A 25,771-nucleotide genomic window follows, 5' to 3' on the forward strand; every position below is an offset into this window, starting at 1 on the left:
CCGCGGTCTGACAGTTGCACGTGGCGACAGCCGGACGCTGGCCACCCGGGGAGTGTGGACTGCTCACGTACCGCGGAGACTTTAACCACGCGAGTTGTTTCACGGGTGAATGCGGCTGCGAACGGCACTCAACGACTATAAGCGCGACCGGGAACACGGCTCGGCCGGTACCGCGAGCACCGTCCACGGCGCGCTGTCCGGACGCGGCGAACGATTGGTTCACGTCGCCCCGACGGGCGGTATCCGCGACTTCTCGTCGGCGCTGTCCGGTCTTTCGGGCATCGACCGCTCCCGGTTCGGTATCGAGACCGGCGAACGAACGTACTGGTTCGACGAACTGGAGACGGTCCGCCAACACTACTACCGCGAGACGACGCTCGTCGAGACGGAGTACGACGCCGGCGCGTTCACCGTCCACCAGTACGACCTCACGCTCGGGCGCGAACACGTCACCCACGTCGAACTGCGCGGGTCGATCCCGCCGGAAGCGCACCTGGTCGCCTTCCTCACCCTCGCGCCGGAGGGCCAAGAGACGCGCGTCGGTCGGCTCATCCACGAAGGCGCCGGCCCCGTCGACGGCGACGCGGTGGAGGTGTTCCACCGCGAGGAACACGACTTCGTCACCGCCTCCACGGGCCTCGAGGACGTGCGCGCGCAGATTCCGGAGCGGTTCGAGGAACTCCTGGACCCGGACCCGGTCGCACTCCCCCGCGAGGGCGCGTTGAACCGCTACGAGGACACCCACCTCAGCGGCGACGTGGTGGTCACAGCTCCGCTAGAACGGGCGGGTCGCGGGCTCCGGACGACGGTCGTGACCACGCTGACCGACGGCGACACGGACCGCGAACACGCGCTCGACGAGATCCGCGAATGCGCGATCGACCACGCCGACGCCGACGAGCTTCGGACCGTCGCGCGCGAGCGCGCCGCCGTCTCGGTCGCCGCCGACGGCCCGAGGCGGGGACGGTCCGCGCCGACATGCGGGCGCTGACCCTACTGGAGGCGCCCAGCGGCGGGCGGATCGCCGGCCCGGAGTTCGACCCGTTCTTCCGTAACTCCGGGGGCTACGGCTACACCTGGTTCCGCGATGACGCTCGGATCTCCCAACAGCTACTGGCGGCCGATGAACCGCTCGGGCTGGATCTGGACACCGAGACCCTCGCGAAAAGCGCGCGGTTCTACTGCGAGACACAGCAGTCGGACGGCTCGTGGCCCCACCGTGTGTGGGCCGTCGACGGCTCGCTGGCGCCCGGATGGGCCAACGCGCGCGTCGAGGGGCGCCGCGACTCGGACGAGTACCAGGCCGACCAAACCGCGATCACCGTCGCGTACCTCGCGACGCTGCTGCGCGAGCACGGCGACGCGCTGTCGGCCGACGACGAGCGGCAGATCCGAGAGAGCGTCGCCGCCGGCGTCGACGCGCTCGACGACGCCCGCGACGGAGACGGCCTTCCGCGGCGCTGTCAGAACCTCTGGGAGGACATGTCGGGGCGGTTCGCCCACACCGCCGCGACGTTCGTCGAGGCGTACGCCGCCGTCGCGCGGGCCCCGGTGAGCGACGCGCTCCGCGAGCGCGGGCGGGCGGCCGCCGAGGAGACCTTCGACGCGCTCGACGCGCTGTGGGACGAGGAGCGCGGCACGTACGCGGTCCGACTCGTCGGCGGCGACCAGGACGACCGCTTGGACGCGTCGACGTTCGCGGTCGTCGACGCCCTCGCGGCCGTCGACGCGGTCGACGGGATCCACGTCGCGAGCGACGACGTGGACCGGGTGGCCGACCACGTGCGGTCGTCGCTGGAGGGACTGCACCGCGATCCGAGCGAGTCGGCCGTCGAAGGGCTGATCCGCTACGAGGGCGACGAGTGGCGGACCGACGGGCAGGACGGCGAAAAGGTGTGGACGCTCGCGACCGCGATGGGCGCGGGCGGCGCCGCGACGCTCGGGGCGCTGTTGTGTGACCGCGGCCGCGAGCAGACCGGCGTGTGGCTGCTCGACCGCGCGTCGACGCTGTACGGCCTGCTGGAGGACGGCGGGCCGTTGACGACCCGGATGGGATACCTCCCGGAGCAGTGGTACGACGACGGCACGCCCGACAGCGCGACGCCGTTGGGGTACGCCCACTGCTTCCGCCTGGGCGTGACGGCCACGCTCGCCGAGCGCGACGCCCTGCCCAGCGCGGCGGCGGCGCCGTCGGCGCCCACCGACCGGCCCCGGTGGACGACCGGCGAGAAGTTCGGGGTCGGCACCACCGCAGACCACGGCGAGCCCGACGCCTCGCGCGTCTGGTTCACCCTGACCGAAGGCGCGCTCACGGAGGTCCGGTTCCCCCGCGTGGACCTGATGAACCTGCGCACGCTGGATTTCATCGTCTCGGCGGCGGACGACGACTACACCGTTCGCACGCACGTCGAGGGCCAACGCGACGAGGAGGACACCGTCGAGCGGCGCGTTCGCCCGGTCGCCGACGACGCGCTCGCGTACGAGCACGTGATCGCCGAGACGGGCGACGGTCGCGGCCACGAGTGGGAGCTGCGCGTCGAATACGCAGTCGACCCGGACCACGACGCGCTCGTCGCGGACGTGGACTTCCGCGCCGGCGACGCCGGCGAGTACCACGTGTTCGCGGCCGCGGACGCGGCGCTGACGAACACCGGCACGCGCGACCGCGGGCTGCGACTGGGCCAGCCGGGGAGTCACCACCTCGTCGCACGCGACGCCGGCGCCTACACCGGCGAGCGCGGCGACGAACGCCTCGTCGACGAGGACGGCAACGGCTACTCCGTTGCCGTCGCGATGGCGACGGCCGACCGCTTCGACTGGGCGACGGTCTGCGCCGCCGGCAGCGACGAACTCGCGGCGCTGTTCGCCACCGGGGAAGTGCCGCGGACCCGCTCGTCGATCGACGACGACAACGTCGTCCTCGTGGGTCGCCTCGGCTCCGGCAGGCACGCGAGCGAGACGCTCTCGCTCGGATTCGCGCGGCAGGCAGACGCCTCCGCGGCGCTCGGCGAGGCCGTGGGATCGCTCGCGACCGGGTTCGACGAGGTCGCGGGGGCTTACCGCGAGTCGTGGCAGGCGTTCCTCGCGGACCGACCCCTGCCGGACTCCGTCGCCGGCGACGACGAACTCGCGAACCAGTACCGGACGGCGCTGATGTCGCTGCGCGCCGTCGAAGACAAGACGTACCACGGCGCCTCGGTGGCGTCGCCGTCGGTGCCGTGGGGCGAGGCGGTCCACGCCGACGAACAGAAGGGGTACGGCTACAACTTCGTGTGGGCGCGTGACCTGTATCAGGTGTTCACCGCGTCGCTGCTCACCGGCGATCTCGGGACGGCCGTCAACCAACTGGAGTACATCTACGAGTTCCAACAGGACGAAGACGGGTTCATCCCGCAGAACACCTACCTCAACGGCATCACCCGCTGGGGCGGCGAGCAGATGGACAACATCTCGTTCCCGGCGGTGATGGCCTACCAGCTGTGGGAGGCGGGCGTCGACTTCGAGGACACGCTGTACGACTTCGAGCACGTCCGCCGGTCGGCCGACTACGTCGCCCGCAACGGTCCCGACAGCGGGCAGGAGCGCTGGGAGGAGGAGGCCGGCTACTCGCCGTCGTCGATCGCCGCCGAGATCGCCGGGCTGACGTCCGCGGGGAAACTCGCCATCGAAGCCGGCGACGAAGCGAACGCGCTCGTATGGCTCGCGCTGGCCGACCGCTGGACCGACGAGGTCGAGACGTGGACCGCCACGGAGTCCGGAACCGCCCGCCACACGCACACGCCGTACTACGTCCGCGTCACCCGCGACGGTGACCCCGAGGCGGGTCACCTCCGGACGCTTGCGAACGACGGCCCGCGCCTCGACGAGCGCGACGTCATCGACGCGGGGTTCCTGGAACTCGTGCGTCTGGGGATCAAGCCGTGGGACGACGAGACGGTGCGCAACTCCGTCCGCGAGGTCGACGACACGATCCGCGTCGACCTGCCCGCCGGCGTCGCCTTCTACCGCTACAACGGCGACGGCTACGGCGAGCGCGACGAGGGCGACGTGGGCGCCCCGTGGTCGGTCGAAAACCACGGGAAGGGTCGGCTGTGGCCGCTCCTAACCGGCGAGCGCGGCGAGTACGAACTCCGCGCCGACGCCGCCGAGACGGACCGCGAGCCGGAGTTGGACCCCGAGGCCCTGCTGAGAACGATGCAGCGGTTCGCCAACTCCGGTCGGATGATCGCAGAACAGGTCTGGGACCGCGACTACCGGACCGAGTACGACTGGGGGTACGGCGAAGGGACCGGGAGCGCGACGCCGCTGGCGTGGTCGATGGCGCAGTTCGTCCGCCTCGCACACGGGGTCGACGCCGGTGAGCCCGTCGAGACCCCGGCGTTCGTCCGCGAGCGCTTCCTCGACCGCCGCCTCCACGACAGCGACGCGAAGCCCGCCCTTCGCGTCGACACGAACTTCCAGGGCAACTCCGTCGTCGTCTCCGGCGAGACGACCGGCGCGCGCGTGGCGGTGACGACGCCCGTCGACTCGGCGGTCGTCGCCCCCGAGGACGGCGGCTTCGAGGCGACGCTCGACATCGGGTACGGCGAAAACGACATTACCGTCGCCGCCGCCAGCGACGCCGACCTGGAGACGGCTGCGACCACGGTCACCCGGTTCACCGTCTGAGCGCGCCGGTCCCCGATCTGCGCGCGATAGGTCGGTCCCGGCGACGTAACCGGCCGACTCGGGTGCAGTCGGCTCGCTCGTCGACCGCGGCAGGTGTCGGTTCGGAGAGTCAGTGTACCTAGTACGTCATTATACAACACCAGGGGTACCTTTACCAACGAATTAGCCAACCACGAAACATGACTGGATCGGAGACGACGTACGTCGGGAAGGCGTGCGCGTACATCACCCGCGGCCGTTCCCAGTTGTTGGTGTTCGAGGGTCCCGGACACGACGGGCTTCAGATCCCGAAGGGGACGATCGAAGAGGGCGAACGACCGCGTACGGCTGTGTTTCGCGAGGTGCGCGAGGAGAGCGGGCTGGCGACGCTGGCGAACGTCGACAAAGTGGCGACGGACGTGTGGAACCGGCGCGAGTCGCCGCCGAAGGCGTACGTGCGTCACTTCTTCCACGCTCGCGTCCACGAACCGCGCGACCGCTGGACGCATGTCGTCAGCGACGGCGGGGAGGAGCACGGCAGCGAGTTCGAGTTCTCGTGGATCGACATCGACGAGGCGCGCGACCGGGCGTTCGCGCTGTCGCTCGACGACTACCTCCACAGCCTCCCCGGCCTCGCCGGCGCCCGCGACGTAGCCGAGGCGGCCGACTGACCGGCGAACCGATCGACTGATCGACCGGTCGATCGGCCGGCCGAGTCCGCCGGGACGGCCCGGCTCCGTTGTCGCGTTCCGCAGCCGGCGAACGGATTTATGTGTAATTCGGCCGAACACACGGGTGCATGACACCCATGGACCTCACCTGGTACGGTCACTCCACCTGGCTCGTCGAGATCGAAGACACGACGCTTCTGATCGACCCGTTCTTCGACAACCCGCACACCGACACCGACCCCGAGGAGCTCGACCCCGACCACGTGCTCCTCACGCACGGCCACGCCGACCACATCGCCGACGTGGACCGCTTCCGCGACGCGCACGTCGTCGGGACGCCCGAGGTCACGGGCTACGTGACCGACGAGTACGGCGTCGAGGACACGACGGGGATGAACCTCGGCGGCACCGTGGAACTGGGCGACGCGTTCGTGACGATGGTCCGCGCGGACCACACGAACGGGCTCGACACCGGCTACGGCGCCTCCGGCGGTATGCCCGCGGGCTACGTCGTCTCCGAGACGAAGCCGACCCAGGAGGCCGACCCCGACAGCACGACCTTCTACCACGCCGGCGACACGGCGCTCATGACCGAGATGCGCGACGTGACCGCGCCGTTCCTCGAGCCCGACGCGGCGGCGGTGCCCGTGGGCGATCACTTCACCATGGGCCCGGCGCAGGCGGCCATCGCCGTCGACTGGCTCGACGTCGACTACGCGTTCCCCATGCACTACGACACGTTCCCGCCGATCGAGATCGACACGGACGACTTCGCTCGCGAGGTGCGCGCGACCGGCAGCGACGCCGAGCCGGTCGTCCTCGACGGTGACGAGACGTTCACGATCGGCGAGTAGTCGGCGGCGCCCGACTCGCCATCCGCGTCGCCCAGCGGACGGGGGACAGGGATTCCTCGCTCGCGTTCATCCCGCATGAGTGCGTCGCCGCGCCCGTCGGGCGACCCGTCAGCCGGCGGCGAACATTTTCGTGAGCACTGATCACACACCGCAGTAACAAGGTTTAGGCACCGAGGAGCCGACTGATCGAACGCATATGTCCGACATCGAGACTTCTACCGTCAGCGAAGAGGGCTTCACGAGCACGAGCGAGGTCGGCGACTTCTCGCTGACCATCGACGCGCTGGGCGAAGACGGCCCTGACCCCAACTCGGTACTGGTGGCCGACTACGCCTCCTGCTTCCTGCCCGCCTTCCGCGTGGGCGGACAGCAGCGCGGACACGACGACCTCGGGAAGGTTCAGATCGACGCCGAGGCGGACCTCGACGACGACGACGACCTCGCCGCGATCCGCTTCGACATCCACGTCGAAGCCGAGGTCGACGACGAGACGCTCGACGACATCGTCGAGCGCGCCGAGGGCATCTGTCACGTCCACTCGGCGCTGCGCGAGGGGCTTCACGCCGACATCACGGCGCACGCCGGCGCCTTCTGAGGCCGCGCGGCCGCTCGCGAGCGTTCCGTTTTTTTTTTTTTTTTTCGAACCCGACCGTCTGAGATCGGACGCGACGAGTTCGCGCCGCCTGCGGACTCAGCGACGGATGTCGTCGCCGCGGTAGGATCGGTACGTCATCGCGCGGCCGTCGATGATCACGACCTCTTCGTCGGTCGCGTCGCTGGTCCCCCCCGACGGGGTCGTCCGGCTCGTCACGGAAGACGTACGGTGAGTCGCGCTCTTCCATGCTAACGTGTACCACATCATCGCGTATAAATCTTCGTCAGACAGTACCACACACGATAGCCGCAGCCACTGGCCTCCTCACGGGCTCAGCGGCTCCGCTCTCCGCCAGCACCCGCGTCCCGACCCGGATCCGTAACCGCGTCCGCGCCGACCACGTCAGGGAGATCATCGAGCGACTCGAGCACGTAGTCGGGGGCATACGGCGAGTCGGTTACCTCGTCGCGGTCGGTGACGCCCGTGAGGACGAGCGCGGTTGTCATCCCGGCGTCGGCGCCGAGGGCGATGTCCGTGTCGAGGCGGTCGCCGACGACGAGACAGTCCTCGGGCGCGTGCCCGAGCGCGTCGAGAACCAAGTCGCAGGCGGTCGCGGACGGCTTCCCGAGCACCGCCTCTGGGTCGTGGTCGAGGACGCCACAGACGGCGTTGAGCACCGCGCCGGAACCGGGGACGAACGAGTCGGGCCCGGGGATGACCCGGTCCGGGTCGGTGCCGACGTACGGCGTCCCGTCGTCGAGGACGGCCAACGCTTGCGCGAGGTCGTCGTAGTCGAACGAACGGTCGATTGAGACGACGCCGGCGTCCGCGTCGGTGCGATCGCTCGCCACCGCCAGCCCGGCCGCCTCCAGTTGCTCGATCAGTCCCCGCTCACCGAGGACGTACAGCGCGTCGTCCGAGTGGTGCTCGCGGAGGTACGCGACGGTGCTATCGGCGGCGGTGACCACCTCACCGGCGTCGGCGTCGATACCGGCGGCCGCGAGCCGGTCGACGTACGCCGAGGGCGCCTTCGTCGGGTTGTTCGAGCAGAAGCAGACGTCGACGCCGGCCGCGCGCAGTTGGTTGACGGCCTCCGGCGCACCCGGCAGCGCGTCACGCCCGCGTACGACCGTTCCGTCGACGTCGAGCACGACCCCTCGTCTCACAGTCGTCGGTGGTGCGCAACGGTGTTGAACGCATCGCCCGCCGCGGCGGCGACCTCAACGGTCGCCCGGACGAGCGCGCGTCACAGATCCGGGAACGGTAACGCGTATGTGTCGTCGCCCCTGGGGTTCGGGTACAGTGACCGCCGCGCAGTTGACGCTGGTTCAGATCGACAACTACGGCCCGTGGACCGTGACGCCGGAGCCCCGCCGGGAGATGGATCTCCAGACGCTCCAGTCGCGCCTGTTCGCGGACATGGCACAGTACATCGGCAACCGAGGGGGCTACGTCTTCTTCACCCGGTTCGACAACATGGTCGCGGTGACGAACGGCCTCGACCGCCGGGACCACGAACTCCTCCAAGAGTCCGTGGGGAACCGGTTCCCCGTCACCGTGAGCCTCGGCGTCGGCGTCGACGGGGTGCCGATCGACGCCCTGGAGACGGCGACCGAGCGCGTGCAGGCGGCCGGCTCCGCCCAGTCGTCGGACCGGAGCGAGGCGCTCGCGGGGGAGTTCCGTGACCCCGAGGGCGCCGACGACGGCGACGTTCACATCGCGCACTTCGACGTGAACGACGCGACGGGCAAGTACACCGACCGACTCAACGAGTTCGACTCGTTCATCAACATCGAGCACGGCTACGCCTCGCTCATGAAGTACATGCGCGAGGAGCACGGCGCCCTCTCGTTCTTCGTCGGCGGCGACAACGTCATCGCCGTCTGTCCGGACCTCACCTACGACGAGTACATGGGCGCGATCGATCACGTCGCCGACGACGTGGACGTCCAGCTCAAGGTCGGGGTCGGATCCGGCGAGTCGCCCCATGAGGCCGGCTACGCGGCGAAACACGCCCTCGAGGACTGTCGCTACGAGGGGACGCTCGTCGAATTCGCCTGAGAGACCGTCGCCGATCGCTGGGCCCGGCCCCGCGGCGCTGCGACACGTTTGTCTTCTCGCCCGTCGAACAGTCGACGATGACCAACACGGGATCCGATCGGCCCGGCGACCGGGCGGTCGACTCCCGGGCTCGCGCCCGCGGGTGCCTGCTCGGACTGGCCTGCGGCGACGCGCTCGGCCGACCCGTCGACGGCGACGCCGGCGCCGCCGTCCGCGACCGATACGGCCGCGTGACCGAACAGCTCGGCGCCGACGGTCGACCGGCCGGCACGACCACCGAACCCACAGCGGCGGCTGTCGCCGTCGCCGACCGGCTCCTCCGTCGCGACGACCAGCAGGCGATCAGTACCGGTGCCGCCTCGGGCGGGGCAATTCCGCCAGAGCCGGCCGCTCATCCCGGTACGCTGCTGGCCGCTGCGGTTCCGTACGGACTCGTCGACGCGACCGCCGCCGACCGAGCCGCGCTGGCGGCGGCCGCGACGACCCGTGTCGAGCGTGCGACCGCCGACGACCCGGCGGCGGAGACGTGCGCCGCGCTCGCGACGATTATCGGCGAGCTCATCGGCGGTGCGTCCGTCGAGAACGCGGTATCGACGGCGATGGGCGTCGCGGTGGATCGGGGCTCGCCGGTGGCACTTCGCGAGACGTTGGCCGTCGTGGGCGACCGTGGTGCCGTCACCATCGACGCGCGCGGTGACCAGTCGGCGCTGTTCGAGACGGCCCTACACGAGGCCGTCGCCGCCGCCGACGCGGAGGAAGCCATCGTCTCGGCGGTTAGTCGCGGCGGGCACGCGAGCACGCTCGGCGCGGTCGCGGGTGCGGTCTCGGGAGCTCGCTTCGGTGAGGACGCGATCCCGGCGCGGTGGGTGAACGAACTCGATGAGTCGCCGGATGTCCGTTCGCTCGGGGCTTCGCTCACCGAGATCGCGCGAACCCGCTGACTCGCGAGGTGTCGGAGGTGATCTCCGACGGCACCGCCGACGGTGCTGTCGCTGCCGCCTGCATTGTCGCCGCCGCCTACACCGTCGATTCAGCCGCACGCGACTCCCACACGCCGGTGGCGACACGGGGAACCCTGGCAGGACGCCCGCTCTCCGCCAGCGACGGCTCGGTGGTTCCACCTCGAACTGCCGGCCTCCCCGGCTGAGCGTCCTCGGTGGGGAGCCGTAGCACGGACACAAAACATTCGTGAGGGGACCTGTCGTCTGGGTTGTCGTGAAACACGATTACCACGTCCACTCGACGTACTCCGACGGGATGTTCATCGAGTTCATGGCGCGGGCCGCGGCGGAGGCCGGGCTGTCGGGGCTCGGTATCGCCGACCACTGTATCGTCTCTGCGGAGGACGCGGAGGACCGCTACCGCCGGGAGATGGGATTCAACCTCGATCTCACGTACGAGCGTCGCCGTGACGCGATCGAGCGACTCCGCGACCGCGTCGACGTGCGGCTGTTCGACGCCGTGGAGATGGACTACGAGCCCCGCGACGAGGCCGCGATCGAGGCGTTCCTCGACGAGGCGGCGTTCGACTATGCGATCGGGAGCGTTCACGACCTGGAGGACGTGAACGTGCACACCCGGGAGTACTTCGCGGAGAAGTCCGAATCGAAGCGGCGCGCGCTCGTCGACGAGTACTTCGAGAAGCTCGTCGCGCTCGCCGACTCCGAACTGTTCGAGATCGCGGCCCACCCGGACCTCGTGGAGCGGAACCCCGCCCTGCGCGGGCTGGCGACCGAAGACCACTACGAGCGCGCCGCCGCGGCGTTCGCCGAGTCGCGAACGGTCCCCGAACTCAACGCCGGTCGCGCGCTCGAGGACGGCGGCAGTCTCCACCCGGCGCCCGGGTTCCTCGACGCGCTGGCAGACCACGGCGTCGGCGTCACGGTGGGGACGGACAGCCACCAGCCAGACACCATCGCGCCCTGCGTCGAGCAGATCGAGGCGACGCTGGCAGAGCGAGGGCTGGAGCCGGTGCGAGTGATGGACGAGTAGCTCGAAGAGAGCGGAGAATCCGAGGAGAAGCCGTCGCGGTACCGGTATTAGATGTGGCCTTCTTCGCGGAGCTGCTGGGCGTCGTCGGACTCGTAGCGCCAGACGACCTCGGCCTTCTCGTCTTGCCAGTCCCACGGCTCGGCGATGATGATGTCGCCCTCTTTCACCCACGTTCGGAAGCGCATCCGGCCGGGAATGCGGCCCATGCGCTCCTTGCCGTCTGCACAGCGGAGGGTGACTCGCCGGCCGCCGAGCATGTCGGTGACGGTGGCGAACACCTGGTCGTCGTCGGGCATCCTGAGTGGCTTCCGATTTCCTGTGTCGTCGCTCATGGCCGCCGATTGGTGACCGAGTGGGATAAGTACGTGTATTTGCTCAGCGCCGCGACCGACCGCCGGACGCCGCTGTCGCCCGACCGCCGCGGCCGATCCGTCGATCGCCGTCGCCGATCTGTGAACTGTCGCCGACTCGATCGCGCCGGCGAACGGGACGGTCCGCCACCAAGGCGGGCGGCGGTCAGCGGGTCGGCCGTCGCGTCGCTCGGTTTCTCCGCAGAGACGGACGCTCCGCTTAGGGAGGCTTTTTCCGGCGTGGACCCATACCGTGCAGCGATGACCGCACTCGCGACGACGATTCACGTCGGTGGTGGCCGATGAGGGGTAACGACCAGCAGGCGTACGACCGCGGCACGTCGCTGTTCTCGCCCGACGGTCGGATCTACCAGGTCGAGTACGCCCGGGAGGCCGTCTCTCGGGGCGCTCCCTCCGTCGGCGTCCGCACGAGCGAGGGCGTCGTCCTCGCCGCGCAGGCGCAGGCGTCCTCCAGCCTGATGGAGTCGGAGTCAATCGAGAAGCTCCACAAGCTCGACGACCACGTCGGCACCGCCAGCGCCGGCCACGTCGCCGACGCCCGCCAGCTCATCGACTACGCCCGCCGGATGGCCCAGGGCAACCGCCTGCGGTTCAAGGAGCCTGTCGGGGTCGAGACGCTGACGAAGTACATCACCGACCACATCCAGGAGAACACGCAGCGCGGCGGCACCCGGCCGTACGGCGCTGCCCTCCTCATCGGCGGCTTCGAGAACGGCGAGCCGCGCCTGTTCGGCGCCGACCCCTCGGGGACGCCCCACGAGTGGAAGGCGACCGCCATCGGCGGTTCCCGCCAGGAGATCCAAGAGCTGCTGGAAGACGAGTGGAACGAAGATCTCACGCTCGACGACGGGATCGAGCTCGCGCTGCGCGCGCTGTTCGGGATCAACGACGAGCTCACCGCGAACGACGTCTCGCTCGCGACGGTCTCCGAGGACGGGTACGCGGCGTTCACGGCCGACGAGATCGACGACCTCGTCGAGGGCCTCGATCTGGACGTCGAGGATGCGGCAGACGGGGACGGCGACGACGACGACGCGGAAACCGAAGAGTAACGCGCCCTCGGCGGGCCGACGGCGACGCAGTCCGGCTCGGATTCTCCCGTTTCGATCCGCGCGACGACAGCGACGGCGCCGTTGAATCGCCCTGTCGAGCGCGGCGGCGCGGCCGTCGCCGACCGGTCGATTCAACGGCGCCGCCGTCGTACCCCGGGCCATGACCGACGACGCGGCCGCGACGACGCTCGATCGGATCCGCGTGTTCCCGATCAAGTCGCTCGACGGAGTCGACGTTGAGGCCGCCGCGCTGGCCCCGGACGGCGGGCTCGCCCCGGACCGCGAGTTCGCGCTGCTCGACGCCGACGGCGACTACGTGAACGGAAAGAACGAGCGGCGGATCCACCGCGTGTCCGCGGACGTCGACCTCGGGGCCCGGACCGTCCGGCTCGCGGCCCCGCACGACGTCGACGCGCCCGACGCCGCCCGCTACCATCTCGACGACGACCGGGACGGGATCGAGACGTGGCTGGGGTCGTTTCTCGGGTACGGCGTGTCGCTGGTGAGCGATCGAGACGGCGGCTACCCGGACGACACGGAGCTCCCCGGGCCGACGGTGATTTCGACGGGAACGCTCCGCGAGGTCGCCTCGTGGTTCGACGGCGTGACGGTCGACTCGATGCGCCGGCGCCTCCGCGCGAACGTCGAGCTCGCGAGCGACGAGGCGTTCTTCGAGGACCGCCTCGTCGCCGAACTGGGGGAGCGCGTCCGGTTCCGCGCCGGCGACGCAGAGCTGCTCGGCGTGAACCCCTGTCAGCGCTGCGTGGTCCCCTCGCGCGACCCCGACACCGGGGAGGAGTTCGACGACTTCCGCGCGCGCTTCATCCGGAAGCGCGAGGCGACGATGCCCGACTGGAGCGGCGGGGGGCGCTTCGATCACGGCTTCCGGCTGATGGTGAACACCGTCGTTCCCTCGGACAGCGCGGGCGAGCGCCTTCACGTCGGCGACGGCGTGCGACTCCTCGGCGTCGAACACGAGTAGCCGATCGCCGTCGCGCCGCTGGGACTGTCCCGGCCCTACTCGCGGTGCTCCTCGTACTCCTCGGGCGTGTAGGTCTTGATCTCCAGCGCGTGGACCTCCCGCGTCATCGCGTCGCCGACGGCGTCGTACACCAATTCGTGCTGCTGGACCAGCGACTTCCCCTCGAAGGCGGGGGAGACGACGACGGCCGCGAAGTGGGCGTCCTCGTGGTCGGGATCGGGGGCGCGGGGCGTCGTGACAGTGGCCTCGCAGTCCTCGATGCCGGCCTCGATGGCTGCCTCCACGTCGCCTGGATTCATGCTCATACCCCGGAGTCGGCGTCGCCGCGGCAAAAAGCGGTCGGTGGCGGCCGACACCGCGGCGCCCCGGTGGGCTTACGGCGCGCGGCGCCGACCGGGCGGCCGTGACCGAACCCGGGGGACCTACCGACCCCGAAGCCGTCGTCCGCGAGCGACTGCTGGCCGAACACGGGCCGCTGCTGGACGGCGTCGACGCCGTCGCCGACGCGGTCGCCGACCGGTGGACCGACCGCGAGTCACCGGTCGCCCAGCCGGCGACGGCCGACCGCGACGCCGTCGTTCCCGCGATGCGCGAGGCGCTGGCGGCCGCCGGCGCGCTCGACCATCTGCCCGGACTGCTCGCGACTGCCGCCGACGCGCTGGGTGTCACTCTCCCGGCGTCGCCCGTGGCCGCGCCGCCGTATCTCGTCGTGACCGCGACCGGGCCGGTCGTGCGGGCGACCCTGCCCGACGCGGGGCGACTGGTCGTTTCCCTGCGCGTGTTCGGGGTGGACCGCGCCGGCGAGGCGCCTCGCTATCGTCGGCTTGAGGGCGGCGTTCGCGACGAACTGACCGTCGAGTTCAGATAGCGGACCCGTCGGCGTCATCCACCAGTCGCCCGAACCTCGGCGGACTTTTGCGGGGGGCCACGGAACTACGCGCCATGACCGAGATCGTCGACTTCGAACTGTACGCGGTGCCGCCGCGGTGGCTGTTCCTGAAGCTGGAGTGCGCCGACGGCTCCGTCGGGTGGGGCGAACCGGTCGTCGAGGGGCGCGCGCGCACCGTTCGCGGCGCCGTCGAGGAACTCGTCGAGGAGTACCTGATCGGAGAGGACCCCGCACCCGTCGCGGACCACTGGGAACGACTGTACCGCGGAGGATTCTACCGCGGCGGACCCGTCCTCATGTCTGCCATCGCGGGGATCGACCAGGCGCTGTGGGACCTGAAGGGGAAGCACCTCGGGGCGCCCGTCCACGAACTGCTGGGTGGCCCTGTCAGAGAGCGGGTCCGGGTGTACCAGTGGGTCGGCGGCGACCGCCCCGAGGGCGTCGCGGAGGCGGCCGCCGAGAAGGTCGACGCCGGCTTCACCGCGCTGAAAATGAACGCGACCCCCGAACTGGAGCGCGTCGAGTCCCCGGACACGATCCACCAGGCCGCCGAGCGGCTCCGGACGGTTCGCGAGGCAGTCGGCGACGAGGTCGACATCGGCGTGGACTTCCACGGCCGAGCGACCAAGACTGCGGCCAAACAGCTCGCGGCCGCGCTCGAACCGCACGACCCGTTCTTCATCGAGGAACCGGTGCTGCCCGAGCACAACGACGCGCTCGCCGATATCGCCGCCAGCACCAGCACCCCGATCGCCACCGGCGAGCGCATGTTCCACCGCACCGACTTCAAGGAGATTCTAGAGACGAACGCGGTCGACGTGATCCAGCCGGACCTGAGCCACGCGGGCGGCATCACCGAGTGTCACCGGATCGCGTCGATGGCCGGCGCCTACGACGTGTCGGTCGCGCCCCACTGCCCGCTCGGTCCGGTCGCGCTCGCCTCCTGTCTCCAACTCGACGCCGTCGCGCCGAACGCGCTTATCCAAGAGCAGAGCCTCGACATCCACTACAACGAGACGAGCGACGTGCTCGACTACCTCGCGGACCCCTCCGTCTTCGAGTACGAGGGCGGGTTCGTCCCGGTGCCCGACGGCCCGGGGCTCGGCATCGAGGTCGACGAGGACGTGCTCCGCGAGCGCGACGGTCACGACGACTGGCACAACCCCGTCTGGCGCCGCCCCGACGGGAGCGTCGCCGAGTGGTGAGCGTCCGGGTCGGACGAACGCTCCGTCGATAGCGAGGGTCGCCCGGGCTCCGAATCGCTCGGTGGCGCGTGCCGCCCGGCCTCCGGGCCGGCCGGACGCGCGCGAAGGATGAGGAACACAGCCGAACGGAGTGAGGCGAGTACCGCAGTCGGCTGGGGAGGGGGTGGGACTGCCCTGTCCGATTCTGGGGGGACGTTCGGGCGGTTCGTCACGCTCGTGACGACACCGACCGCGACGCGGACGCGAGTCGACCGTAAACAAATCATCAAGGTACCCGACCGAGACCCCACACACGGATGACCAGCCTCGACACGTCCGCCATCGACGAACTCGACCCGCGAGCGAGACACGAGAGCAGCGTCGCCGTCGTCACCGGCTCCACCCGCGGGATCGGCGCCGGTGTCGCCCGCCGACTCGCGGCCGAAGGGGCGCGGGTCGTCGTCACGGGGCGCAGCGAGGACGCCGGCGCCGAGACTGTCGCCGACATCGAGGAGTTCGGCGGCGACGCGGTCTTCGTCCGCGCGGACATGCGCGATCCGGACGACATCGCCGCGCTGTTCGAGGCCACCGTCGAGGAATTCGGCCGACTCGACGTGCTCGTCAACAACGCCGGCGTCGAGACGTACACGGCCGCCGACGAGGCCGAGTTGGACGACTGGAACTTCGTCCTCGAGACGGACTTCCGCTCGTACTGGCTGTGCGCCAAGCACGCCCGCGAACACATGGACGAGGGCGCCATCGTCAACATGTCCAGCAACCACGCGTTCGCGACGACGCCGAGCATCTTCCCGTACAACGCCGTGAAAGCTGGAATCAACGGGATGACTCGCTCGATGGCGATCGACTTCGGCCCCGACGTGCGGGTCAACACGGTGAACCCCGGCTGGGTCGCCATCGACCGCACCACCGGGCACATGGACGACGAGCGCCGCGAGGAGCTCGCGAGCATCCACCCGACCGGTCGGATCGGGGCCCCCGAAGACGTCGCCGCCGCGGTCGCGTTTCTCGCGAGCGACGAGGCCGGCTTCGTCACCGGCGCGAGCCTCACCGTCGACGGCGGCCGGTCGGCGGTGCTGCAGGACGACTTCCTCCCGGACTACCGAGCGCGCCGCGAGGAGTGAGCCGTCCCGAACAGCCGATGCCCCGGCCGCCGCGCGTGCGACTGTCGCGGACCTGGCTGCCAACGACTCCGGCGGAGGTTTACGCTCGCAGTCCGTCCTCGCGGGTATGACCCCCGACGAAGTCCGCGAGGACTGGGCCGAGCGCGAGGGGGACTTCTCCCCGCGCTACTACGCCGAGAAGGGACCTGACGACACGAGCGAGGCGGTCCGGTCGGCGATCGAGTTCTACGTCGGCGACGACGCGCGAGTGCTCGAACTCGGCTGCGGCTCCGGTCGACATCTCGAACACCTCCGACGCGGCGGCTTCGACCGACTCGCCGGCATCGACATCAACGGCGAGTCGTTCGACGTGATGGGAGAGCACTTCCCCGGGCTCGCGGCGACCGGCGAGTTCCATACGGGCGCCATCGAGGACGTGCTCTCCGAGTTCGACGACGACGCCTTCGACGCGGTGTACTCGGTCGAGACGCTCCAGCACGTCCACCCCGAGGACGCGTGGGTGTTCGAGGAGGTCGTCCGCGTCGCCTCGGACCTGCTCGTCACCGCCGAAAACGAGGGTAACGGCGCCCAGCGGGGCCGCGAGGGCGCCGAGGTGAGCTACGTCAACGACGAGTTCCCGCTGTACCACCGCAACTGGAAGGACGTGTTCTCCGAGTTAGGCGGCGTGCAGGTCGTGAAGGAGCCGACGGAACGGGACACGATCCGGGCGTTCAAACTGGCGTAGGGTCGTTCGGACCGTTCACGAGATCGGCGGTCTCGGTCGTCTCACCGATCTACTGGGCGGAGCGGCACAGGACCGCTCCGCCGCCCGTCCGAGACCTCGTTCGCTCCGCTCACTCGGTCTCGCTTACTTCCCTTCGAACTCGGGCTCCTCGTCGGACATGAACGCCATCACGCCCTCCATGAGGTCGTCGGTGTTCATGAGCTGGCCGAACGCCTGGGCCTCGATCTCCAGCCCCGCGTCGGTGTCGTCGCGGCCGGCGAGCATCGCGCGCTTGGTGTAGCGCTGGGCCACCGGCGGACCGCCGGCCAGGTCCTGCGCGAGCTCCATGGCCGCCTTCTCGAGGTCCTCGTTGGCGACGACCTCGTTGATGAAGCCGTAGTCGGCCATCTCCTCGGCGTCGTAGCGCTCGGCGGTGAAGATGATCTCCTTGGCCCGGCCCTCGCCGACGATGTGGCGAAGGCGCTGTGTTCCGCCCCACCCCGGCAGGAGTCCGAGGTTGTGTTCGGGCTGACCCAGCTCCGAGCGCTCGGAGGCGACGCGCAGGTCGGCGCACGTCGCGAACTCCATCCCGCCGCCGAGACAGAAGCCGTCGATCCCGGCGACGACCGGGAGGTCCGAGGACTCGAACTTCCCGAACGTCGACTGGCCCTTCCGGGAGAGCTCGACCGACTGCAGGGGGTCGCCGCCGCCGGCGGCCATGCTCTGCACGTCGGCGCCGGCGGAGAAGGCGCGCTCGCCCTCGCCGGTGACCAGCACCGCGCGAACGCCGTCGTCGGCCTCCAGCTCCTCGATGGCGACGCCGAGCTCGTCCAGCAGTTCGCCCGAGATGGTGTTCATCCGATGCGGGCGGTCGAGGACGATGTGGCCCACTTTCCCCTCGCGTTCGATCCGGATCGTCTCGAACTCCACGGCGTCGTCATCGTCGCCACCGCCGTAGAAGCCGCGGTCCTCCTTGACGAGTTCGCGGAGGTAATCGACGGCCTCGTAGCGCTCGGCCCCCGTCTCCTCGTGGCGCTCGTCGAGCGTCGAAAGCAGCGCGTCGAGGCCGACCTGGTCGGCCATCTTCGCCGGGCCGTCCGGGAAGCCCGCACCGAGCTTCACCGCCTGATCGATGTCGGCGGCGTCGGCGACGTCGTTGCCGATGAGGCCCGCGACCTCGTTCGCCATCACGGCGAGGAGGGCGTGCTTGACGGCATCGTCGGTCTCGTCCGACGGGACCTCGGCGCCAGGGCCGTCCTCGTAGTCGTAGAAGCCCGCGCCGGTCTTCTTCCCCAGGTTCTCGTTGTCGACCTTCTCGGTCAGCAGCGGGCACGGCTCGTAGGCGTCACCGAGCACCTCGTGCATGTACTCGAGGACGTGGACCCCCACGTCGATGCCGACCTGGTCGGCCAGCTCGAAGCTGCCCATCGGGAGGCCCATGTCGTACTTCGTCGTGGAGTCGACTGCCTCGATCGTCGCCTCGCCCTCGTGGACGAGCCACGCCGCCTCGTTCATCAGCGGGACGAGCACGCGGTTGACGATGAACCCGGGCGAGTCCTTCCGGACGCGCACCGCGGTTTTGCCCATTCGCTCGGCGACGGCCTCGACCAGATCCATCGTCTCCTCGGACGTGTGCGCCCCGGAGATGACCTCGACGAGCTGCATGCGCACCGGCGGATTGAAGAAGTGCATCCCGCAGAAGCGCTCCTCGCGGTCGGTCACCTCCGAGAGCTCGGTGATCGAGAGACTCGACGTGTTCGACGCGAAGACGGTCCGGTCGGGCGCGTGCTCTTCGACATCCGCGTACACGTCCTTCTTGATGTCCATCTTCTCGGGGACCGCCTCGATCACGAGATCCGCGTCGGCGACGGCGTCCTCGACGGGGACGACCGCCGTGACGCGCTCCAGCGCTGCGTCAGCGTCGCCCTCGGATATCTGGTCCTTCTCGGCGAGCTTCCCGAGGGACCACTCGATCTGGTCGTACCCGTTCTGGACGAACTCCTCGTTGATGTCCCGAAGGTTCACGTCGTATCCGGCGAGCGCGGCGACCTCCGCGATGCCGTGGCCCATGTTTCCGGCGCCAAGCACTGCGACCGTCTCTACGTCATCAACGTCCATGTGCATCGCCTCGGAGTCCCCCCGATTCAACGTTTCCCTCCGCCGCGACGCAAACACGACACCAGTTTTCCGGAGTTCTCCTGAGGGCGCTCGCGGACCACCCCGTCTCGCGATGGGTCGTCCCCCGAAAGCCGTTTCTCGCCCGCGCACCCACCGCGAGGTATGCCAGTGGACACAGACGCCGACGCGTTCGACGATCTCGACGCGGCCGACCGCGAGGCGCTGGCGGAACTCAGCGATGACGACCGTCTCGGGCCGGTCATCGACCGACACGGTCCGCTCACGATCGAGCCGGCCGACGACCCCTTCGAACGGCTCGTGGTGTCGATCCTGCGCCAGCAGGTGTCGATGGCCTCGGCGGCGGCGACCCGCGAGCGACTGTTCGACGCCGTCGAGGTGACGCCCGGGGGGCTGCTCGCGGCCGACGAGTCGACGCTGAAAGACGCCGGCCTCTCCAGACAGAAGACCCGGTACGTCCGCAACGTCGCCGAGGCGTTCGCGGACAACGGGTGGGACCACGAGGCGTTCGCCGCGATGAGCGACGGGGAGGTCCGCGAGGAGTTGACCGCGATCACCGGCGTCGGGGAGTGGACCGCGAACATGCAGTTGTTGTTCACGTTGGGACGACCGGACGTGTTCCCGGTCGGCGATCTCGGCGTCCGAAAGGGCATGGAGGAGCTACACGGCCGCGAGATGAGCCGCGCGGAGATGGTCGAGGAGGCCGAGCGATGGGCGCCGTACCGCAGCTACGCGTCGCTGTACCTGTGGCGCGCGAAGGAGGACATCGCCGCCAGCGTCGACGAAGTCGTGGGAGAAGAGTCGTAGCCGCGATCCGTTTTCGGAGTGTGGCGTTGCCACTCCAAGCGGTGAAAAGACGGAGAGATGAGAGTGACCGCCTACAGCTCGACGGCCTGCTTGTTGCCGAGCGATTCGGGCACGCTGAACCGGATACTCGTGGTTGCGCCGGCCATCGTGTTGATCTTGATGGTCACTTCGTCGCCCTCGTTGAGATTACTCCCGGCAATCGGGGTGACTTCAAACACGAGATTCAGGCGGTCGTCAGCGTCGTTGAGAACGTTGTCGGAGTTGTCGGAGTCCTTCACAGCGACGTACGAGAACTTGTCTGTCATCGACGGCCCCTGCGAGTAGTTCTGCGTCGTCGACGTCAGCTGGTAGGTCCCGGTGGGACCGATCCAGGTGACTGTGGCGTTCTGAATGTCGATCTCGCCGGCGCCGGGCGCCTGCGTCACCGTCACGTTCACGATGTCAATTGTATCTCCGCTCACGTTACCCACCGTGGCGACCTCTTGCACGCGGTCACTGACCTGCTTACTACTCTGTTGGCCCGTTTCCTGTGATTTGCTCTGGAGGAAGCCGGCGGTGTTGATCAGGACACCCGCGGCGATCGCCGCCACGAGTACCATCGCGATGAACACGATGAGCGTCCCGATGCCCACCTGCCCGCGCTCTTCCTCCTCGGTGATGAATTCGAACATTGTGGTTGGTTCCGACCCGTCCGCGACGGCGGACCGGGTATGTCTCAAAACGGTGCTCACGATGGTGATATACCTTCGCTGCCAGGTTTCATCTTCGATAACGGGGGCCTGCAGCGTCGCGACTGCGATCAAGAGGTAGTAACGAGTAGAAACGCGTCGTCTCGCGTGGGTCGCCCGCCCAACCGGTCCGAACGGAGTCGGCCGCCTACTCCTCGTCGTCTTCGTCGTCGTCTTTCATCGTCTGGAGCTGCGACACAAGGTCGTCGGTGGAGGCACCCGCCTCGAAGCTCGCCTCGCCCTCGTGTTCGTTCTCGTGGGCGTCGACGGTCGACCCGTCGCCCGCGTCGCCGCCGTCGTTCTGCTGACGCTCCTGCTCGGATTCGTCGTAGCTACCAAAGCCCATACCAACTACTCGTGGCGCGAGTGGGAAAAACAGTCCGGCCTGTCTCGCGCGTGCGAGTCGCTGTCGGGGACGCGAGTTACTCCTCTGTGCCCTCCTCTTCTTCCTCGTCGCTATCGGGGGTGCTCCCCTCGTCGGCGCGGCGCTGGACGTCCACGCGGTAGTGTTCGAGGATGTCGCGCCCGAGGAGGACGGGATACGCCATGTGCGAGCGGTCCTCGACGCTCGCGGTGACGGTGTGCTGTTCGCCGCCGATGCCGACGACGAGGTCGACGACGGGCCGCGCCTTCCCCGACTTGACGGAGCCGGACTTGATCCGAGTCATGCTCTTGATCGGACCGGCGCCGATCTCGGCGGCGAGTTTGGTGTCGATCGACGAGCGCGTCGCGCCGGTGTCGGACTTGGCGAACGCCTGGGTGGACCCCTGGGTGCCGGCGACGCGCACCTCCTCGATGTAGCCGATGATCGGGATCTGCCCGTCGTTGATCCGACGCTGGGGCGGCATACACGAGGGCGTCGAGTCGTCAAGCACCGCAGACAGGTCCTCGACGCGGTCCCCGTCGACGCTTCCGCCGCCGCGCTCGATCGCCACCCGAGCGATGTGCGGCGCGGGCGAGCGGCCGCTGGCGGCGAACAGCCCCTTGAATCCCGCCGTGGGGTTCACCTCCAGGACGTACCAGCCGTCGTACCCCTCCACGAGGTCGACGCCGGCGTAGTCGAGTCCGATCGTCTCGGTCGCCTGCAGCGCCATCTCTCTGGCCTCCTCGTCGAGCGACGCCGTCGCGTCTTCCACGTCGCCGCCGAGCGCGACGTTGGTGCGCCAGTCTCCCTCCGGCGCGTAGCGGTTCATCGCGCCGACGACCTCGCCGCCGACGACGTACACGCGGGTGTCGTGGTGGCGCGAGTCGTCGCGGTCGATGAGTTCCTGGAGGAACGCTTGCCGATTCCCGACCATCGGGTTGACCGGATCGTCGAGGTCGATCTTCCAGGTCCCGCCGCCGTGGGTGCCGATCGCGGTCTTGTACACGCCTTCGGCTCCGAATCGGGCGCGGCCCTCGTTGAGGCGGTCGTTGGACAACGCGAGGAGGGCGTCCGGGACGCGAACCCCGTCCTCCACGAGCGCGACGGCGGAGGCGAACTTGTGCATCGCGGTGAGCACCGCTGACGGCTCGTTGAGAATGGGTCGCGCTCGACCGAACGTGTGGGCCAGTCCGAGCCCCTCGGCCGGTTGTTCGATGTTCGACAGCAGCATTCGATTGGCGATCACGTCGACGCCCGGCTCGATCGTGACCTCGCCGTCTTCGAGGCTGACGGCGGCGTTCTCGCGACGGAGCCACTTCGGTTCGTGTCCCAGCGCCTCGACCGCGTTGCAGATCGCTTTCGTCTCCTTGCTCGTGTGCAGCGAGAGCACGCCGACGCGTACTGGATCTTCAGTCATACAGATCGACTTGTCGGGGCCGTCAAATGTGTCCCGGTCGGTCGAACCGCGTGCCAATCGGGGACACCCGTCGTCGATCCCGGCGACGCGGTACTTTATCACGCTCGGTCGCACACCGGCGATCATGACTGCTGCCGACGCCTTCACGTACAACGGGGGCCGGGTGGACCCGGGGGAGCGACAGAACATCCGGTTCGTGGTGTCGGAGACGTACCTCGGTGACCCCGTCCGGATCCCGGTCACGATCATCAACGGCGAACGGCCGGGACCGACGGCGTTCCTCTCTGCGGCCGCCCACGGCGACGAACTCAACGGGATCGAGGTCGTCAGGGAGGTGGCCTACGAGTGGGATCTCGACGACCTCGCCGGGACGCTCATCTGCCTGCCCGTGTTGAACGTCCCCGGCTTTCTCGCCCAACAGCGATATCTCCCGGTGTACGACCGCGACTTGAACCGCTCGTTCCCCGGGTCGGCTGACTCGACGAGCGCGAAACGGATGGCCGCGCGCATCTACACTAACTTCATCGAGCCCTGCGACTTCGGCCTCGACTTCCACACGTCGACGCGGGGGCGGACGAACATGATCCACGCACGCGCCGACATGGCCGACTCCGACGCCGCCCGACTCGCCCGCGCGTACGGGACGAACGTCATCATCGACAGCGAGGGCTCGTCCGGGATGCTCCGAACGGAGGCGGTGACCGACGGCATCGCGGCGATCACCGTCGAGATGGGCGAGGCACACCGCTTTCAGCGAACGCTCATCGACGAGGCGCTCTCTGGCGTGCGCTCGACGTTCGCCGAGTACGGCATGCTCGACGCCGAGCGTGTTCGGTGGCCCGGCTGGCGGACGGTGATCACCGACGCGCGCGAAAAGACCTGGCTGCGGGCCGACGCTGGCGGGATGGTCGACATGCACTTCGAGCGGGGATCGCTCGTCCACGAAGGAGACACCGTCTGCACCATCACGAACCCGTTCAAGGACGACAACATACTTGTCGAGGCACCGTTCACCGGGCTGCTCGTCGGGATTCTCGAGAACCCGGTCGTGTACCCCGGTAACCCGCTGTGTCATCTCGTCCAACTCGACGACCGGACGCGACGTGTCGTCGAATTGGACCAGAGTCCGTCCGGGACTGTCGAGTAAGGGGAGGACCCAGTAGTCGCGTCCGCGCCGAGACGCGGGTGCCGTTTCTTTGCGTCACGCAACGACCCTGAGGTCGGGAGTCACGACCACCTGCTTGTCGCCGTTCGGTGGCTCGAAGGCGACGGAGCCATCGTCCCGATGACGCGCCCGCCACGAGAGGAACGTCCCGAACCGTCGCCAGGCCCCCTCGCCGTCGGCGGTTCGACCGTCGGTGTGTTCGGCGGCGTCCGACGCGGTTCCGACGGTCTCCGGTCGGGTGCCGACGGCGTCGCCTCCGCCGCCGGCGTCGACACCGTCGGCCGCGGGGTTTCCGAACAACGGGTGAGTGATGCGCCCCCTGCCGCACGTCTCACACACGACCTCCGCGAGGGCGGGATAGGCGGTGTGGCAGTCGGGACAAATCCCGTCGGTCGCGTGGTCGGGACACCGCGTGAGGCGTCCGTCGACGCCGCCGCCGCACTCCAGACATATCCCCTCGATCATGGGTCGAAGCCGGCGTTCGAACACCCGGTGGGCCCGGTGGACCAGCGGTGTCGGGTCCAACCGCTCGACGATCGTCGGCGGCAAGACGATCCCGGAGAGCGTGCCCGACGGGCACTCGTCAGCGCCGAAGAGTCCCTCACACGCCGCACAGCAGGTGAACAGGTGGTGGTCGGTGTAGATCACGTGCACGTCACCTCCGCAACGGGGACACCGAGCATCGACCGGCTCGGCGTCGAGTTCGGCGTCGCCGTCGACGATACCGCGTTCGAGCAGTCGGACCGTCTCCCGACCGGGCTCGCGCAGCCGATAGCCGTTCGGCGTCTTCTCGACGAACCGACCGGTGAGTTTCCCGAGGTGGTAGCTGAACTTCCCGCTGTCTTCCTCACCGACGGTTCGACGGAGATCACTGTACGCCATCGGGTCGGTCCGCGGGCCCGCGCGCGACTCGCGCTCAGCGAGCGCGCGGAGGATCGACAGGCGGAGGTCGTCGCCGAGAAACGAGAACGCGTCGACCGCGCGGTTGGTCGAACGACCGGTCACTATCGCTCCTGCGGCGCGCGCCGATATAACTTTCACGCAGTCGGACACGTTCGACGGCAGCGGCGCTATCGGGGCGTACACGGGTCGAATCGGGCTTCTGTGGACGCGCCGCGGCCTGGCGTTCGGATATCTCACGGCGCCGATCGTCGCGCGGGCGTGCGGGGGCGTCACGTAACTACTATACCCCCATAGGCCGGAGCGACAGACGTATGAGCCAGTCGTATGACAGGGGCCTCGTCGAAGACTTCGGCCGGTGGCGGGAGTTTTCGGCGGGGATGTGGGCCTGGGTGTTCCACAAGTTCACGGGCTGGGTGCTCGTGGGCTACCTGTTCACCCACATCGCCGTGTTGAGCACCGCCATCTCCGCGGCCGGACAGACCCAGCGCATCGCCGCCGAAAACGACGTGTACACCACGGTCATCGTCATGCTGGAGAGTCTGCTGGTCGTCCGTATCCTCGAGGTCGGGCTGCTTGCGGTCGCCGTCTTCCACATCCTGAACGGCTGCCGCCTGCTGCTGGTCGATCTGGGGATCGGACTGGAGAGCCAGGATAAGAGCTTCTACGCGTCGCTGATCTTGACCGGCGCCATCGTCGTCGCGTCCGTCCCGACGTTCCTCGCGGGGGTGTTCGGCTGATGGCCGAGCGCTACTCCTCGTTCGAGAAGGGCGGGCGCCGATGGCTGTGGCAGCGCATCACCGCCGCGTTCCTCGTGGTGGTGCTCGCGTTCCACTTCTTCCTGCTCCACTTCGTCAACCACGCCGACGAGGTTTCGTTCCTCGCGTCGAGCGCGCGGATGACGGACCTCACCTACTACTCGCTGATGGTGCTGTTCCTGATCACCGCGACGTTCCACGGCGTCAACGGCGTCTACAACGCCCTCGAGAACCAGGGACTGACCGGGGCGAAGAAGCAAGCCGTCAAGTACACGCTGATCGCGGCGAGCCTGGTGCTCGTCGTGCAGGGGATCCGCACCGCAAACGCCTGGGCGGGCTTCCCCACCTTCTGA

At 69.1% G+C, this 25,771-nt stretch carries 25 protein-coding genes and 1 pseudogene; 18 read left to right on the top strand and 8 right to left on the bottom strand.

Features of this window, described 5'->3' with window-relative positions:
- The first annotated feature begins 109 nt into the window (after positions 1–109).
- From P0Y41_RS03540 to P0Y41_RS03555, 4 genes and pseudogenes are all read left to right on the top strand, one after another.
- Positions 110–4,668 (top strand): annotated as a pseudogene (locus tag P0Y41_RS03540) (DUF7997 domain-containing protein).
- A 179-nt stretch (positions 4,669–4,847) separates the two neighbouring features.
- Positions 4,848–5,318 (top strand): NUDIX hydrolase, encoded by a 471-nt coding sequence (locus P0Y41_RS03545; protein WP_284062602.1) that lies wholly within the window; start codon positions 4,848–4,850, stop codon positions 5,316–5,318.
- Between the two features lie 137 nt (positions 5,319–5,455).
- Positions 5,456–6,172, top strand: coding sequence for a metal-dependent hydrolase (locus P0Y41_RS03550; RefSeq protein WP_284063336.1), 717 nt, complete (start codon positions 5,456–5,458; stop codon positions 6,170–6,172).
- Positions 6,173–6,368: 196 nt separating this feature from the next.
- Positions 6,369–6,767 (top strand): OsmC family protein, encoded by a 399-nt coding sequence (locus P0Y41_RS03555; RefSeq protein ID WP_284062603.1) that lies wholly within the window; start codon positions 6,369–6,371, stop codon positions 6,765–6,767.
- A 332-nt stretch (positions 6,768–7,099) separates the two neighbouring features.
- Here P0Y41_RS03555 and P0Y41_RS03560 read toward each other — a convergent pair whose 3' ends face one another.
- Entirely contained in the window at positions 7,100–7,933 is an 834-nt protein-coding gene (locus P0Y41_RS03560) for an HAD-IIA family hydrolase (RefSeq protein ID WP_284062604.1), read from the bottom strand.
- Positions 7,934–8,069: 136 nt separating this feature from the next.
- On the opposite strand from P0Y41_RS03560, the gene P0Y41_RS03565 reads away from it, so the two are divergent.
- The 3 genes from P0Y41_RS03565 (at position 8,070) to P0Y41_RS03575 (ending at position 10,820) form a co-directional block, all read left to right on the top strand.
- Positions 8,070–8,828, top strand: coding sequence for a GTP cyclohydrolase III (locus P0Y41_RS03565; protein WP_284062605.1), 759 nt, complete (start codon positions 8,070–8,072; stop codon positions 8,826–8,828).
- Positions 8,829–8,905: 77 nt separating this feature from the next.
- Complete coding sequence (locus P0Y41_RS03570) at positions 8,906–9,769, top strand: ADP-ribosylglycohydrolase family protein (protein ID WP_284062606.1); 864 nt, start codon at positions 8,906–8,908, stop codon at positions 9,767–9,769.
- Between the two features lie 316 nt (positions 9,770–10,085).
- Positions 10,086–10,820: a PHP domain-containing protein gene (locus P0Y41_RS03575; RefSeq protein ID WP_284063337.1), complete on the top strand. Its 735-nt coding sequence runs from the start codon at positions 10,086–10,088 to the stop codon at positions 10,818–10,820.
- 47 nt (positions 10,821–10,867) lie between these two features.
- Here P0Y41_RS03575 and eif1A read toward each other — a convergent pair whose 3' ends face one another.
- Positions 10,868–11,152, bottom strand: coding sequence for a translation initiation factor eIF-1A (eif1A, locus tag P0Y41_RS03580; protein WP_284062607.1), 285 nt, complete (start codon positions 11,150–11,152; stop codon positions 10,868–10,870).
- Positions 11,153–11,164: 12 nt separating this feature from the next.
- Here eif1A and P0Y41_RS03585 point away from each other — a divergent pair, with 12 nt between their 5' ends.
- From P0Y41_RS03585 to P0Y41_RS03595, 3 genes are all read left to right on the top strand, one after another.
- Positions 11,165–11,476: a hypothetical protein gene (locus P0Y41_RS03585; RefSeq protein WP_284062608.1), complete on the top strand. Its 312-nt coding sequence runs from the start codon at positions 11,165–11,167 to the stop codon at positions 11,474–11,476.
- The gene (gene psmA, locus P0Y41_RS03590) at positions 11,473–12,243 is read left to right on the top strand and encodes an archaeal proteasome endopeptidase complex subunit alpha (protein ID WP_284062609.1); all 771 of its coding nucleotides are present in this window, start codon (positions 11,473–11,475) and stop codon (positions 12,241–12,243) included. The genes P0Y41_RS03585 and psmA overlap by 4 nt, the downstream gene beginning before the upstream one ends.
- A 160-nt stretch (positions 12,244–12,403) precedes the next feature.
- Positions 12,404–13,225: an MOSC domain-containing protein gene (locus P0Y41_RS03595; protein ID WP_284062610.1), complete on the top strand. Its 822-nt coding sequence runs from the start codon at positions 12,404–12,406 to the stop codon at positions 13,223–13,225.
- A 35-nt stretch (positions 13,226–13,260) separates the two neighbouring features.
- Here P0Y41_RS03595 and P0Y41_RS03600 read toward each other — a convergent pair whose 3' ends face one another.
- On the bottom strand, positions 13,261–13,524 hold the full coding sequence (locus P0Y41_RS03600) for a BolA family protein (protein WP_284063338.1): 264 nt from the start codon (positions 13,522–13,524) through the stop codon (positions 13,261–13,263).
- 104 nt (positions 13,525–13,628) lie between these two features.
- On the opposite strand from P0Y41_RS03600, the gene P0Y41_RS03605 reads away from it, so the two are divergent.
- From P0Y41_RS03605 to P0Y41_RS03620, 4 genes are all read left to right on the top strand, one after another.
- A complete protein-coding gene (locus P0Y41_RS03605; RefSeq protein ID WP_284062611.1) occupies positions 13,629–14,093 on the top strand; it encodes a DUF7988 family protein in 465 nt (154 codons plus the stop codon).
- A gap of 74 nt (positions 14,094–14,167) precedes the next feature.
- Complete coding sequence (dgoD, locus tag P0Y41_RS03610) at positions 14,168–15,319, top strand: galactonate dehydratase (protein ID WP_284062612.1); 1,152 nt, start codon at positions 14,168–14,170, stop codon at positions 15,317–15,319.
- Between the two features lie 296 nt (positions 15,320–15,615).
- Positions 15,616–16,440 (top strand): SDR family NAD(P)-dependent oxidoreductase, encoded by an 825-nt coding sequence (locus P0Y41_RS03615; protein WP_284062613.1) that lies wholly within the window; start codon positions 15,616–15,618, stop codon positions 16,438–16,440.
- 106 nt (positions 16,441–16,546) lie between these two features.
- Positions 16,547–17,164: a class I SAM-dependent methyltransferase gene (locus P0Y41_RS03620; RefSeq protein ID WP_284062614.1), complete on the top strand. Its 618-nt coding sequence runs from the start codon at positions 16,547–16,549 to the stop codon at positions 17,162–17,164.
- A 123-nt stretch (positions 17,165–17,287) separates the two neighbouring features.
- Here P0Y41_RS03620 and P0Y41_RS03625 read toward each other — a convergent pair whose 3' ends face one another.
- Positions 17,288–19,261: a 3-hydroxyacyl-CoA dehydrogenase/enoyl-CoA hydratase family protein gene (locus P0Y41_RS03625; RefSeq protein WP_284062615.1), complete on the bottom strand. Its 1,974-nt coding sequence runs from the start codon at positions 19,259–19,261 to the stop codon at positions 17,288–17,290.
- Between the two features lie 162 nt (positions 19,262–19,423).
- Between P0Y41_RS03625 and P0Y41_RS03630 the strand changes: the two genes are divergently transcribed.
- Entirely contained in the window at positions 19,424–20,086 is a 663-nt protein-coding gene (locus P0Y41_RS03630) for a DNA-3-methyladenine glycosylase family protein (protein ID WP_284062616.1), read from the top strand.
- A gap of 71 nt (positions 20,087–20,157) precedes the next feature.
- Here the strand turns inward: P0Y41_RS03630 and P0Y41_RS03635 are convergent, their stop codons facing one another.
- From P0Y41_RS03635 to P0Y41_RS03645, 3 genes are all read right to left on the bottom strand, one after another.
- The gene (locus tag P0Y41_RS03635) at positions 20,158–20,757 is read right to left on the bottom strand and encodes a flagellin (RefSeq protein WP_284062617.1); all 600 of its coding nucleotides are present in this window, start codon (positions 20,755–20,757) and stop codon (positions 20,158–20,160) included.
- Between the two features lie 205 nt (positions 20,758–20,962).
- Positions 20,963–21,160, bottom strand: a complete 198-nt coding sequence (locus P0Y41_RS03640) for a DUF5786 family protein (RefSeq protein ID WP_284062618.1) — start codon at positions 21,158–21,160, stop codon at positions 20,963–20,965.
- A 76-nt stretch (positions 21,161–21,236) separates the two neighbouring features.
- The gene (locus P0Y41_RS03645; RefSeq protein ID WP_284062619.1) at positions 21,237–22,595 is read right to left on the bottom strand and encodes a RimK family alpha-L-glutamate ligase; all 1,359 of its coding nucleotides are present in this window, start codon (positions 22,593–22,595) and stop codon (positions 21,237–21,239) included.
- A 124-nt stretch (positions 22,596–22,719) separates the two neighbouring features.
- Between P0Y41_RS03645 and P0Y41_RS03650 the strand changes: the two genes are divergently transcribed.
- A complete protein-coding gene (locus P0Y41_RS03650; RefSeq protein WP_284062620.1) occupies positions 22,720–23,742 on the top strand; it encodes a succinylglutamate desuccinylase/aspartoacylase family protein in 1,023 nt (340 codons plus the stop codon).
- A gap of 54 nt (positions 23,743–23,796) precedes the next feature.
- Here P0Y41_RS03650 and P0Y41_RS03655 read toward each other — a convergent pair whose 3' ends face one another.
- A complete protein-coding gene (locus P0Y41_RS03655; protein ID WP_284062621.1) occupies positions 23,797–24,765 on the bottom strand; it encodes a DUF7351 domain-containing protein in 969 nt (322 codons plus the stop codon).
- Between the two features lie 209 nt (positions 24,766–24,974).
- Between P0Y41_RS03655 and sdhC the strand changes: the two genes are divergently transcribed.
- Together sdhC and P0Y41_RS03665 are read left to right on the top strand one after the other, a co-directional pair.
- Entirely contained in the window at positions 24,975–25,400 is a 426-nt protein-coding gene (gene sdhC / locus P0Y41_RS03660) for a succinate dehydrogenase, cytochrome b556 subunit (RefSeq protein WP_284062622.1), read from the top strand.
- Positions 25,400–25,771 (top strand): succinate dehydrogenase/fumarate reductase transmembrane subunit, encoded by a 372-nt coding sequence (locus P0Y41_RS03665; RefSeq protein WP_284062623.1) that lies wholly within the window; start codon positions 25,400–25,402, stop codon positions 25,769–25,771. The genes sdhC and P0Y41_RS03665 overlap by 1 nt, the downstream gene beginning before the upstream one ends.

The sequence above is a fragment of the Halobaculum halobium genome (assembly GCF_030127145.1).
GTDB classification, from domain to species: Archaea; Halobacteriota; Halobacteria; order Halobacteriales; family Haloferacaceae; genus Halobaculum; species Halobaculum halobium.

Excerpts from the sequence above, each read along its gene's own strand:
- P0Y41_RS03635 (WP_284062617.1), bottom strand. The coding sequence starts at position 20,757 with ATGTTCGAATTCATCACCGAGGAGGAAGAGCGCGGGCAGGTGGGCATC.
- P0Y41_RS03545 (WP_284062602.1), top strand. The coding sequence starts at position 4,848 with ATGACTGGATCGGAGACGACGTACGTCGGGAAGGCGTGCGCGTACATC.
- P0Y41_RS03650 (WP_284062620.1), top strand. The coding sequence starts at position 22,720 with ATGACTGCTGCCGACGCCTTCACGTACAACGGGGGCCGGGTGGACCCG.
- P0Y41_RS03575 (WP_284063337.1), top strand. The coding sequence starts at position 10,086 with ATGTTCATCGAGTTCATGGCGCGGGCCGCGGCGGAGGCCGGGCTGTCG.
- P0Y41_RS03595 (WP_284062610.1), top strand. The coding sequence starts at position 12,404 with ATGACCGACGACGCGGCCGCGACGACGCTCGATCGGATCCGCGTGTTC.
- P0Y41_RS03645 (WP_284062619.1), bottom strand. The coding sequence starts at position 22,595 with ATGACTGAAGATCCAGTACGCGTCGGCGTGCTCTCGCTGCACACGAGC.
- psmA (WP_284062609.1), top strand. The coding sequence starts at position 11,473 with ATGAGGGGTAACGACCAGCAGGCGTACGACCGCGGCACGTCGCTGTTC.
- eif1A (WP_284062607.1), bottom strand. The coding sequence starts at position 11,152 with ATGAGCGACGACACAGGAAATCGGAAGCCACTCAGGATGCCCGACGAC.
- P0Y41_RS03550 (WP_284063336.1), top strand. The coding sequence starts at position 5,456 with ATGGACCTCACCTGGTACGGTCACTCCACCTGGCTCGTCGAGATCGAA.
- P0Y41_RS03665 (WP_284062623.1), top strand. The coding sequence starts at position 25,400 with ATGGCCGAGCGCTACTCCTCGTTCGAGAAGGGCGGGCGCCGATGGCTG.
- P0Y41_RS03555 (WP_284062603.1), top strand. The coding sequence starts at position 6,369 with ATGTCCGACATCGAGACTTCTACCGTCAGCGAAGAGGGCTTCACGAGC.
- P0Y41_RS03600 (WP_284063338.1), bottom strand. The coding sequence starts at position 13,524 with ATGAATCCAGGCGACGTGGAGGCAGCCATCGAGGCCGGCATCGAGGAC.
- P0Y41_RS03640 (WP_284062618.1), bottom strand. The coding sequence starts at position 21,160 with ATGGGCTTTGGTAGCTACGACGAATCCGAGCAGGAGCGTCAGCAGAAC.
- P0Y41_RS03625 (WP_284062615.1), bottom strand. The coding sequence starts at position 19,261 with ATGGACGTTGATGACGTAGAGACGGTCGCAGTGCTTGGCGCCGGAAAC.
- P0Y41_RS03630 (WP_284062616.1), top strand. The coding sequence starts at position 19,424 with ATGCCAGTGGACACAGACGCCGACGCGTTCGACGATCTCGACGCGGCC.
- P0Y41_RS03570 (WP_284062606.1), top strand. The coding sequence starts at position 8,906 with ATGACCAACACGGGATCCGATCGGCCCGGCGACCGGGCGGTCGACTCC.
- P0Y41_RS03615 (WP_284062613.1), top strand. The coding sequence starts at position 15,616 with ATGACCAGCCTCGACACGTCCGCCATCGACGAACTCGACCCGCGAGCG.
- sdhC (WP_284062622.1), top strand. The coding sequence starts at position 24,975 with ATGAGCCAGTCGTATGACAGGGGCCTCGTCGAAGACTTCGGCCGGTGG.
- P0Y41_RS03620 (WP_284062614.1), top strand. The coding sequence starts at position 16,547 with ATGACCCCCGACGAAGTCCGCGAGGACTGGGCCGAGCGCGAGGGGGAC.
- dgoD (WP_284062612.1), top strand. The coding sequence starts at position 14,168 with ATGACCGAGATCGTCGACTTCGAACTGTACGCGGTGCCGCCGCGGTGG.